The organism is Acinetobacter sp. Colony158, from assembly GCF_019264745.1.
Classification (GTDB): Bacteria; Pseudomonadota; Gammaproteobacteria; order Pseudomonadales; family Moraxellaceae; genus Acinetobacter; species Acinetobacter ursingii.
Genome location: NZ_CP078523.1, coordinates 3,298,277 through 3,309,709, shown reverse-complemented (window position 1 = coordinate 3,309,709; position 11,433 = coordinate 3,298,277). Strand labels below are relative to the sequence as shown.

Annotated in this window: 9 protein-coding genes; 6 read left to right on the top strand and 3 right to left on the bottom strand. The window is 38.5% G+C overall.

The window, feature by feature from the left end; translation table 11 throughout:
• The 3 genes from JR005_RS13465 to epmB form a co-directional block, all read right to left on the bottom strand.
• Positions 1-1,947, bottom strand: a 1,947-nt coding sequence (locus JR005_RS13465) for an EAL domain-containing protein (RefSeq protein WP_228731711.1), incomplete at its 3' end; no start/stop codon positions are given.
• Positions 1,929-3,680 (bottom strand): GTPase, encoded by a 1,752-nt coding sequence (locus JR005_RS13460; RefSeq protein ID WP_218665275.1) that lies wholly within the window; start codon positions 3,678-3,680, stop codon positions 1,929-1,931. The genes JR005_RS13465 and JR005_RS13460, both read right to left, overlap by 19 nt.
• Positions 3,681-3,695: 15 nt before the next feature.
• Positions 3,696-4,712 (bottom strand): EF-P beta-lysylation protein EpmB, encoded by a 1,017-nt coding sequence (gene epmB, locus JR005_RS13455; RefSeq protein ID WP_005003856.1) that lies wholly within the window; start codon positions 4,710-4,712, stop codon positions 3,696-3,698.
• 70 nt (positions 4,713-4,782) lie between these two features.
• Between epmB and efp the strand changes: the two genes are divergently transcribed.
• From efp to JR005_RS13425, 6 genes are all read left to right on the top strand, one after another.
• Entirely contained in the window at positions 4,783-5,352 is a 570-nt protein-coding gene (efp, locus tag JR005_RS13450) for an elongation factor P (protein ID WP_004989617.1), read from the top strand.
• A 167-nt stretch (positions 5,353-5,519) separates the two neighbouring features.
• On the top strand, positions 5,520-7,625 hold the full coding sequence (locus tag JR005_RS13445) for a carbon starvation CstA family protein (RefSeq protein ID WP_151732392.1): 2,106 nt from the start codon (positions 5,520-5,522) through the stop codon (positions 7,623-7,625).
• Entirely contained in the window at positions 7,625-7,927 is a 303-nt protein-coding gene (locus JR005_RS13440; RefSeq protein WP_171064989.1) for a YbdD/YjiX family protein, read from the top strand. Before JR005_RS13445 ends, JR005_RS13440 begins: the two co-directional genes overlap by 1 nt.
• Before the next feature lie 81 nt (positions 7,928-8,008).
• Positions 8,009-8,968 (top strand): AAA family ATPase, encoded by a 960-nt coding sequence (locus tag JR005_RS13435; RefSeq protein ID WP_218665274.1) that lies wholly within the window; start codon positions 8,009-8,011, stop codon positions 8,966-8,968.
• Positions 8,969-8,983: 15 nt separating this feature from the next.
• The gene (locus tag JR005_RS13430; protein ID WP_218665273.1) at positions 8,984-9,889 is read left to right on the top strand and encodes a DUF58 domain-containing protein; all 906 of its coding nucleotides are present in this window, start codon (positions 8,984-8,986) and stop codon (positions 9,887-9,889) included.
• Between the two features lie 524 nt (positions 9,890-10,413).
• The gene (locus JR005_RS13425; protein ID WP_218665272.1) at positions 10,414-11,400 is read left to right on the top strand and encodes an ABC transporter substrate-binding protein; all 987 of its coding nucleotides are present in this window, start codon (positions 10,414-10,416) and stop codon (positions 11,398-11,400) included.
• Positions 11,401-11,433 lie beyond the last annotated feature (33 nt).

Genomic DNA, 11,433 nt, shown 5'->3' with positions numbered 1-11,433 from the left:
TGAGGCTAACATTTTACATAAATTAGGGTGTAGGCTTAAATAATCCAGATCGGTCTGACTTAAAATAGATTCGCTATACATTGAGATACCAAAGTCACGTACAGAAATTTCCACTTCATTTTGCTTTAATTTAGCAAATTGCTGTTGAGCCAAAGGCGCGTTCTGACTGATGGATTCCTCAGAGAACTGTAATATTAATGGTGCATTAGCGCGGCTACCGACAATGGTAAGAAGCTTGCCCATCAAATCAGGTAATTGTTTGTCATTTAAAAGAATATGACGATTTAAATTAATAATCAGCTTTGCAGTTGGATATTGTGTTAAAAAATTGTGTAATTGTTTGCAGGCTTCGACTAATATCCAGCGATCAACTTTAATAGAAAGTTCTGGATCATCACGTAAATCCGCAAGATGATTAATATCTTGCCAACTATTGTCATAAATGAAGCCGCTCGTTACTTCATAAATATACAAATTACTGTCTTGTTTATCATAAAGTTGTTGGTATTTTAGGTGAATATCACCTGCTTCAAGTTTTTGTTGAAGCGTTTGAAGTATCGAATGTTGAACTTTGGGAATATTTTCGGTACTGATATCTATTTGTTTAAGAACAGCGACCTGACCTAAATCACGTTGAGACAAGCTTTGTTCCATATTAGGTAAAGGCTGATGAAATGCTTGCTCTAAAATATCATCAAAGTTTTTATCATCTGCGATACTAGGTTGATTTAATACAGAAAAACCTAAATGTAAATGTAGTGGTAAAGTTGATTTATCAACACTTAACAACTGAGGTTTTTCTAATGATTTGAGGCTGATTAATTGAGACTTAAGAACTTGGTCAGATTCTGCCTGAAATAAAGCCACGTAGAGTACGGGATTAATTCTGAAAACAGAAACATTGACTTGTTCTTTAATAAAGCCATAAATATTGGAAAAATAAGTTTTAATCGTTTCTAGATTATGTTTAAAGACATCATCAGGACAGCTTGAAAGTGTCACTATAACAAGTGCATTGACCTCAGCGGGTTGTTTATTTAACTGACGATTGATAGCATTTAAGGCATTGTTATTGGGTGACAGCTTTTCAGTTTGACTCGCTTGCGATGCTATTGCGTTATTGGGTTGGATTGAACTAGCTATACTGTCTTCATACTCGATAGTCAATTGAACGGCATCATCTTCATCACAAGGTAAAAATTCGATTTTAAGCGGATTTGCAATCGTAATTGCAGGATTTCTACAAACAATATCAAAGCTGGCTTGGTCAAATATTCCTTGTGAAAGACGTTTAAATTTTTGTTTAAATTGATTAGGATCTGTCGGCTGTAAAATATCAAGAATAGGAAGACCGACTAGCTCATTTTCATTTTTTAACCCAAAAAGTGCCAAGTATTCAGCATTCGCTTTGATGTGAATACCTTCTTGTAGTGTCGCAACCGCCTTATTGCTTTCTTTTACAATAGATTGAACGTGAGAATGTGCAGTCTCTAATTCTTCAATTAAGCGTTGTTCATTTTGTTGCAAACGGCTGTAGGATAATGCTCTAACAATTGCAATATATAAATGCTCTGGTGCTTTGAGATCAATAATTTCATAGACACCTTTATGTATATAACTCAGATAATCATTAGCGCTATATTGATCAGGAGTCAATAATAAAACAGGCAAATTCGGCTGCGTTGATGCTTGAATGAGGGATAATACCTGTTCAATTTTTAAGTCATAAGCTCGCCCAAAAATGACTATATCCCAACCGATATTTAATTGCTTTTCAAAGCTATTTAAATCATCTAGCAGTGTTGCCTGAACTTGATGATTTTTAGAGTTAAATAGCTCAATAATTTGATTATAACGAAGCTGGTTATCATCAATAATGAGTAAACGTGTTTTGCTTAATTTTAACTTTTTAGAAAGTAACGAGTTTCTCACTTTAACGCTTCCCATAAATCCTGATTATCTGAATCTTTGGCCTGTTTAAACATCAATTTTTTCAGGCTGTTTTGCTGTTGATCATCCAAGAGTTCATAGTCAAATTGCACAAAGCTTTGGGTGACCAGTTGCGCTTTGAGCAAATACACTTTGAACTCTTCTTTTTCTAACCTTAAATGAACCCCTTGCTGCTCTCTGAAAATTTGTGAACCCGGTAAAATTAGTGTTGTTTTAACCTGATCCAAATTTTGGCTTTGCATGAGTAAAGCAGGGTAATAATTATGACGATGACGGTCAGCTTGTACACGAACGGCGCAAGGAAAAATATCTTGCGCTAATATTTCTAAACCAATTTCCAGGCTTTTTTCAGCCGATTGTTTAATCCAGCGAATTACTCCACCACGCCATTGGCTATGTGTATCTTCTTTAACCAGTATAAATTCACCCGTTCTTAAATTTTTAGGGGCTTCTTCAGTCCATTTAATTCGATAACCATTGACACTAATATCTAACACTTCGGTTTGATAAATAAGTTTGGCTTCACGATTTAAACGCTGGTTATTGGGAACATCGCTTGATGACTCTTGTTGGGTTAAGCCAGATGAGGTTTTTGAGCTATTTTGAAAACCATAATGACTCTCAAGCTGAAGCGTTTCATTAAAATTTTTAGCTTTAGATAAGTAAAAATGGGCAGTTAGCAAACCAAAACAAATTTGTAATTGTGCTGAATATTCATATCGTTCATGTTGACGTTCAGCCACCGTTCCTAAAATGTTCTGCACATGAAATTTTAGCGCAGGACTCAAATAAATTTTCTCTGTTTGAGACAGATAATCCGCATTACGATGCAAAGTAGCGGTAATGTGTTCAAGTAAATCTTGGATGACGACATAAATAGAGGGGCTAAACCCTGAGTTTTGATGTTTATTATAAACAGGCGGATGATCTTTTTGAGTATCAATCACATATTTGGATAGTGTCGTTTCTTTTGGAAAAATCTGGATCTTCTTAGCCCAATCATAACTACATTGATATAAAGCCTGAATCTCAGCCTGACGAATCTGATTGGTATTTAGAATATCCAGTAAAATCAATTGGGCATAGGCTTGGGTAATATTATTGAGCTGATTTTGAGTGCCTTGCAATTGATTGATATTACTCAGATGCACATGAGATTTCATTGCGACTTCATATAAATGATGAGCAATTAACCATTGCCCAGTCATTGGCTCACTGTAGAGCATATGCTCCTGATATAGTAATTCTGTGAGCTGTCTTAAACCATAAAATATGGCAAGTGTTCGTGCCGTTTGTAGATTTTTCTTTTTATGCAATGCAAAAACAGAAAATTTATTTTGTTCGAGTTGCTCGGTACTACGTCTTACAATATCAATATAAATGCCCGCAAAGTGTTTGCGTAATAAAATGGCGAGTTCAATAATATGCTCGTTCCGATCAGTGTTGATCAGTCCTTGATTAAAAAAATGTTTTTCAAAGCTTGCCAAAACATTTTCAAGCACAGGATGCATGGTTTGTAATAGATCAAAACGTAAAGTTTCAGAGCAATTTAATTCTGAAAGCTCAATCAGCGCAGAAAATAAAGCCCGTGAAGTATCCCCAAGTTGCATAATGGATAATGATGAAACCCAGTCTGAAACAGCTTTAACATTAGCTTCACTAAAGCTTAATTCATCTCGACTTAAAGCAGTAGATGTTTCAAAAATATCCGTAAAAGTTTGATTCATCATAGTTTATTATTCAACTCAAAATGTTGAAACCCCAAATAGCGGTGTTTTATTCTTTTCGCCCGCGATTTCCCTAACCAGCTTAGGAACCAGATAACCTGGCAAATTCGCTAAGACTTCCTGATAGATACAATCAATCTCTGATGATACAACATCAAAATGTTGAGCACCCTTTACTTTATCTAAAACATGTAAGTAATAGGGCATAACCCGAGCTTCAAACAAACGATGACTAAGATGAATCAAGGTTTGTGCGTTATCGTTCACACCCTTAAGTAAAACTGCTTGATTTAACACAGTTATTTGCCCAAATGATAACGCTGCCAGCTTGCTACAGGTGTAGTCATCTAGCTCTGAAGCATGATTCGAGTGTACCACCACTATAATGCGTAGCCTACTGTTTTTTAATAGGGAAATCAGCTCTTCATCGACACGGTTGGGAATAACAATTGGAACACGTGAATGAATTCGCAAAATTTTTATTTGAGGGAGTGATTCAATTCTTTCTAGCCAGAGTTGTAATTTACGATTGGACAACGTTAATGGATCACCACCACTTAAAATCACCTCATTAATCGAAGGATGATCTTGGATATAAGTTTGAATATTTAACCAATCTTCATTTTTGGGCAAATTTTCCTGATAAGGAAAATGTCGGCGGAAACAGTAACGGCAATGTACTGCACAAGCACCCGTTAAAGTCAGCAAAAATCTGGAGCTATATTTATGTAAAACACCTGGAAGTTGATTGGCTTCTTCTTCGCCTAATGGATCGGTAACAAATTCAGGATGTTCTTCGAGCTCTAAATGATGTGGCAAAATTTGCAGAAGCAGGGGATCATAAGGATCAGACTTTTGCATTTTTTCAACAAAAGCACGAGGTACACGCAATTTAAAATCGTTTGATGCAAGAATAGCGCCAGATAACAACTGTTCTTTAGACAGTTGTAATACATTTAACAGCTCTAATGGATCAATGATTAGATCATTGAGTTGTTTTTGCCAGTTTTGCTCTTGATACAAATAGTTTATCATGCGACACGGAAAAAATAATGCTAGTCTAGCATTAATACATTTAAGTTAGTAAGTTTGGAGTGTGCCAGTCATGGCCAGTTATTCTACAAATGAATTCAAGCAAGGCCTTAAAGTCATGCTTGACGGTAACCCATGTTCAATCATGGAAAACGAATATGTTAAACCTGGTAAAGGTCAGGCATTCAACCGTGTAAAACTTCGTAACCTTAAAACAGGTAAAGTTTTAGAAAAAACATTTAAGTCAGGTGATTCATTAGAAGCTGCGGATATCGTAGAAGTAGAAATGGACTACTTATACAATGATGGCGAGCTTTGGAACTTTATGGATCCTGTAAGTTTCGAGCAAATTGCAGCTGATAAAGTTGCGATGGGTGATGCGGCGAAATGGTTAAAAGATGACTCAAATGAGAAATGCACCATCATGCTATTTAATGGCGTACCATTAAATGTAAATGCACCAAACTTTGTGGTATTAAAAATCGTGGAAACTGATCCAGGTGTTCGCGGTGATACTTCTGGTGGTGGCGGTAAACCTGCAAAACTTGAAACAGGTGCTGTGGTTCGCGTACCGTTATTTGTTCAGCAAGAAGAAAGCGTTCGTGTTGATACTCGCACAGGCGAATATTTAGAACGTGCATAATGGTTTAAAAATAGACTATTATGCAGGGGATGATCAAAATCATCCCTTTTTTTATGCCAAAGTATTAGATGAAAATAAAAAGATGAGGAGTACAGTCACAAGGAAATTCTCTATATCAAGATGGATCTGAATTTTAGGGCGGTTAATCATAAAGAATGAGGTCATGAATGGATACAATTCAAAGGAAATCTACACTCCCCTCAAAAATACTCTGGAGTCTAGTCGCGATTATTGGTGCCATTTCTTTCGGGATACTGGCAGTCAGTCGTGGTGAACATGTTAATGCAGTCTGGATGGTGCTTGCTGCAATCTGTGTGTATAGCATTGCTTATCGGTTTTATAGTCTATTTATTGCTACTCGTGTTTTTGAACTTAATTCAAGACGCTTAACACCCGCACATCGGTTGGCGGATGGTCTGGACTATGTACCGACCAATAAATACGTTTTATTTGGACATCACTTTGCTGCAATCGCGGGTGCAGGGCCTTTAGTCGGTCCAATCTTGGCAGCGCAAATGGGTTATTTGCCAGGAACCATCTGGTTATTGGTGGGTGTGGTCTTGGCGGGTGCTGTTCAGGACTTTTTAGTTTTATTTATTTCGACTCGACGTGATGGAAAATCATTGGGTGAAATGGCAAAACTAGAGCTTGGCTCATTCGCAGGTGTTGTGGTGATGCTTGGTGCGTTAGGGGTGATGATCATTATCTTAGCGGTATTGGCATTGGTGGTGGTCAAAGCACTGGCGCATAGTCCTTGGGGTGTATTTAGTATTGCTGCAACCATTCCGATCGCATTGTTGATGGGCGTATATATGCGTTATATACGTCCAGGAAAAATCGCGGAAGTTTCAATTATTGGTTTTGTGCTGATGATGTTGGCCATTGTTTATGGTGGGCATATCGCGGCTGATCCTTATTGGGGGCCATTTTTCACTTTAACTGGAACGCAATTGACATGGTGTTTGATCATTTATGGTTTTATTGCTTCTGTTTTACCTGTTTGGTTGTTACTTGCTCCGCGTGATTATTTATCAACCTTCCTTAAAATTGGGGTGATTGCAGGTCTTGCCATTGGTATTATCGTGGCCTTACCTGAACTTAAAATGCCAGCAGTCACGCATTTTATTGATGGTACAGGGCCGGTTTTTGCGGGTAGTTTATTCCCGTTCCTGTTTATTACGATTGCCTGTGGTGCTATTTCTGGTTTTCATGCCTTGGTATCGAGTGGTACTACACCTAAACTCATTGAAAATGAAAAAGATATTCGTGTAATCGGTTATGGTGGCATGCTCATGGAATCATTTGTTGCCATTATGGCCATGATCTGTGCAACTGTGCTTGATCCAGGTGTTTATTTCGCCATTAATGCACCAGCCGCAGTTTTGGGTACAACGGTTGAAAGTGCCGCAGAAGCGGTACGTAACATTGGTTTTGTAGTCACACCAGAAATGTTGACTTTACTGGCTCAGGAAGTTGGTGAAACCACGATTTTATCGCGTACAGGCGGTGCGCCAACGTTTGCGATTGGTATGGCGCATATCATCTCTGAGATTTTCAATAATCGTTCAATGATGGCTTTCTGGTATCATTTTGCGATTTTATTTGAAGCCTTATTTATTTTAACTGCGGTGGATGCGGGTACACGTGCTTGCCGTTTCATGGTGCAAGATACAGTCGGAATCGTTATTCCTGCGATTAAAAAGTCAGGCTCATTTGTCGGAAATGTGATTGGTACGGCCGTTGCAGTTGGCGGTTGGGGCTTCTTTGTCTATCAGGGTGTGGTCGATCCGTTAGGTGGGATTAACTCATTGTGGCCATTATTTGGTATTGGTAACCAGATGTTGGCAGCCATGGCACTGATTTTGGGTACAGTCATTTTATTTAAAATGAAAAAAGAAAAATATGTTTGGGTGACAATTGTCCCTACAATTTTCTTACTGATTACCTGTATGACCGCGGGCTGGCAAAAGATTTTCCATGAAAATCCAAAAATTGGCTTTCTTGCTCAAGCAAACCGTTTTTCAGATGCAATGGGTCGTGGTGAAATGTTAGCGCCTGCAAAAACTATGGCAGAGATGCAAACGGTGGTGTTATCTAACCAGATTAATGCCGTACTTTGTGCGTTCTTTATGATTGTGGCAGTGGTGATGGTGATTGCATCGATTGGCGTGATTCGTCGTGCTTTAGCGAGTCGTGAACCGACGACCCATGAAGCGCCCGCTGTGTATGTCGATCCTGAAACGGTAGCGCCTGCTTCTACGCGAGGTGAATGATCATGAATCTAAAAGTTGCTCAAAATGGTCGTGCGGTGATTGTTAAAATCATTAAAATGACCATTATGTCGCAAAAGGATCTTTTACTTTCTCCAAAGAATTGGTCACGTATTGCGACATTATTTAAGCGTTTACAGCAAAGTTTTCGTTTAATGGTGGGTGTCCCAGATTATGAGACTTACCTTGAGCATATGCGTAAACATCATCCAGATCTGGAACCGATGGATGCCAAGACATTTTATCGTCACTGTGTGGATTCACGTTATCCATCCAGTGGCAATCTAAAAAAATGTCCTTGTTGATATCTGTTTCATTTGTTTAGAAAAAAGCAAAAAAGGTGTATGTTGATTCATACACCCTTTTTTTAATTAGGAAAGCTTGTGATGTGGGGCATGGAAAAACTCAAAAAAACTGAACTCCAACATGGAAATTCAGAAATTGACCAGAAAATTGCGCAATATAGCCCCAAGATTGAGCAATTCTTAGCTGAAATTAATCAACTCATTTTAGATAAATCTCAACAAACTCAACTTGCACTAACTTGTTTGTTGGCTGGCGGGCATGTTTTATTTGAAGATTTACCCGGTTTGGGTAAAACGACACTGGCGAGTGCATTAGCGCGATTGGCTGGACTGGATTTTGGGCGGATTCAATTTACCAATGATATGCTTGCCAGTGATGTGATTGGTATCAATATGTTTAATCAAAAAGAACATATTTTTGAGTTTAAACAGGGACCGATTTTTACCCAGATTCTTTTAGCTGATGAAATCAATCGCTGTAGTCCCAAAACTCAAAGTGCCTTACTTGAAGCCATGGAAGAAGGTTCAGTGACCGTAGATAGCATACGTTATGATCTACCGAAGCCGTTTTGGGTGGTTGCTACGCAAAATCCGTTGTTTAAGAGTGGAACATATGCCTTGCCTGAGTCTCAGTTGGATCGTTTTTTGATGCGTCTTTCACTTGGGTTTCCGTCCCGAAACGCTGAAAAATTACTATTACAACAAGCCTCAAGGCAAGATTTGGTTGCTCGGATTCAGCCTGTCTTCAGTGCAGACGAAATTCTTGAGCTTCAAGAGCTGGTAAAACAAGTTTATCTCAGTGATGTGGTTTTGGAGTATGTGTTAGATCTAGCAGAACAAACCCGCAAGCATCGACATGGTTTGTCTACACGTGGTGTTCTAGCTTTAAAGTTGGCAGCTCAGGCTTATGCCTTGATTGAGAAAAGAAGTTATGTCACTTCAGACGATATACAAGCTGTTTTTGTGGCAGTCACAGCGCATCGTATGAATATGACTGAGCATGAAGCGCGTCAATGTCTGGATGCCGTGGATATTTTATAAGTGAGAGAATCAAACATGCCATCTGGGTTTCAGAAATGGTTTGCCAAACGCTTTCGTATAGATCATTTTAAAAGCCTAAAGCAACGCGATATTTTGGTTTTTATCTATCAACAAGGATGGTTGTATCTGACTTTGATTGTGATTACGTTCATTGCAGGGATTAACTATGCAAATAATCTTATTCTTGGTTTTTGTTTTTTGATTAGTTCCGTGCTATGCATTAGTTTTTATCTCACTTTTAAACAACTTCATCAATTACAGGTTGAACTGATTTATCCAGAAGTAGGACAGTTGGGTCATTCCTTGATCCTAAAATTACACTTTAAGCAAACACGTGCATCGGCTCGCTTTATTCAAATACGGGTAGAGGATCAAGTGCATACCGTTCTTATTGATCAAATAAGTCAGGAAGCGGAACTTGTATTTTCACCTGAGCAACGAGGTCAATTTAAATTTCCTGTGATTCAGATATATTCAATTTATCCATTTGGTTTGGTTCGGGCATGGACATATCTTTATTTACAGCAAGAGATCTGGATTGCACCACAAAGTTTGAATCTTGAGCTTGAATATAAACAACAACATCAGCTCAATCAGCATGATCTGGAAGAACTCCGTGAGCTTCGTAACTTTAGAGAAGGAGATTCTTTTCAGGCGGTGTCGTGGAAACAAGTTGCGCGGGGGCAAGGCTTATTTGTCAAAATATTTGAAGATGAATCGGATCAGCATCAGTTTGAAATTGATTATGCTCATATTCCATGTCAGGAACATGAACAGAAACTGAGTTGGATGATGGCATTAGTCGAGCTTTGTGAACAGAGGCAGATTTTCTATAGTTTACATTTACCAATTCAACAGCTTGAATATGGTGCAGGTGAAAAGCAGGCGATTGAGGCACGTAAGTTATTGGCGCAAGCTTGACCTGTTTTGCGAGTCTATTTGACTGGCTGAGTTGTTATATAGCGAAAAAGAAATTTTGCACAAAAAAGATGCACTTTAATCTACCTTGTCTCGATAGGCAGAATCGAAGAAGTATTTTAGTTGCAACAATAGGTTGTTTATTCGATGACCAATCTGACAAAGTGTAGATGCACCCATAAAAATTAGATTGATAAAATCAAATATATTTTAATATTAAATTAATTAAATATTTGATAAATAAGTTAAAATATTTTAATTACTAAAAATATATCAATTTATTTATATTACTAGAGTGAATCTATTTTGGCATAGCCCTTGCTAATCTATAACTGAGTATAAGCGGTTAGTGCGTTCAGTCGCATGGGACATTGCTCTACAGCGCAAGCTGTTCCTCTTAGGGGGACGGGGTTTTTATTGATCATAATAAAAGCCTTGAGAGTGTGTCATAAATAAATTGATCAGCACACTTAATTCCTCCTTTGAATGAATAGCAAAAGCTTTCACCTATTCATCAGAGGTTTATTATGAAAATTTATAACTGTTTAGGCAAAACGCGTCTGGCTGTGGTTGCCGCATCATTACTTTTTACTTCTTTGGCTCAAGCCAATGATAAATTGGTTTTACAAACGACGTGGTATGCGCAGGCAGAGCAAGGTGGCTACTATCAAGCATTAGCAGAAGGGATTTATAAAAAACATGGTTTAGATGTCACCATCAAAGTCGGTGGCCCTCAAATCAATAACATGACCCTGCTCTTGGCTAAACGCGCCGATGTCATTATCAATTATGATTTACAAGTCTTAAAGGGCATCGAAAGTGGTTTCCCAATCAAAGCCATTGCTGCGCCATTTCAGTTTGATCCACAAGGAGTGATTACACATAGCGATGTAAAATCACTGGCTGATCTAAAAGGTAAAACCGTTTTGGTTTCGACCAGTGGACAAGCAAGCTGGTGGCCGTGGTTACGTGGCAAGTATAAATTAGACAATTCTCAGGCACGTCCTTATACCTTTAATATGCAGCCGTTCTTGGCGGGTAAAAATGTTGTACAACAGGCCTATGCAACTTCAGAAGTCTTTCAAGCCAAAAAAGCAGAACCATCCAGTAAATTTTTCTTATTTGCGAACGATGGCTATCCAGCCTATGGCGGAATCTTAGTGACCCGTAACGATCTTTTACAGAGTAAGCCAGACGTGATGCGCCGTTTTGTAGCAGCTTCTATGGAAGGTTGGAAAAGTTATCTGAAAAATCCTGCTGCGGGAAATGCCATTATTAAAAAAGAAAATCCAAATATGGATGATCCACTTTTAGCCTTTGCTGTTGGTCAAATGAAGCAGCTTGGTCTGATTGATGGCGGCGATGCCAAAACGATGGGCATTGGTGTTATGACCGATGCACGCTGGAAGAAAACGCGTGATTTTATGGTGCAGGCTAAATTATTGGATGTCAAAGTGGATTGGAAAGCGGCTTATACCACTCAGTTTGTTAAACCCACTGCCAAGAAAAATTAAGCCAGCCGATTAGGTTGTAAAAATGCCAAAGGG

Coding starts and splice junctions, on each gene's coding strand:
- efp (WP_004989617.1), top strand. CDS start 4,783: ATGGCCAGTTATTCTACAAATGAATTCAAGCAAGGCCTTAAAGTCATG.
- JR005_RS13425 (WP_218665272.1), top strand. CDS start 10,414: ATGAAAATTTATAACTGTTTAGGCAAAACGCGTCTGGCTGTGGTTGCC.
- epmB (WP_005003856.1), bottom strand. CDS start 4,712: ATGATAAACTATTTGTATCAAGAGCAAAACTGGCAAAAACAACTCAAT.
- JR005_RS13445 (WP_151732392.1), top strand. CDS start 5,520: ATGGATACAATTCAAAGGAAATCTACACTCCCCTCAAAAATACTCTGG.
- JR005_RS13435 (WP_218665274.1), top strand. CDS start 8,009: ATGTGGGGCATGGAAAAACTCAAAAAAACTGAACTCCAACATGGAAAT.
- JR005_RS13460 (WP_218665275.1), bottom strand. CDS start 3,680: ATGATGAATCAAACTTTTACGGATATTTTTGAAACATCTACTGCTTTA.
- JR005_RS13430 (WP_218665273.1), top strand. CDS start 8,984: ATGCCATCTGGGTTTCAGAAATGGTTTGCCAAACGCTTTCGTATAGAT.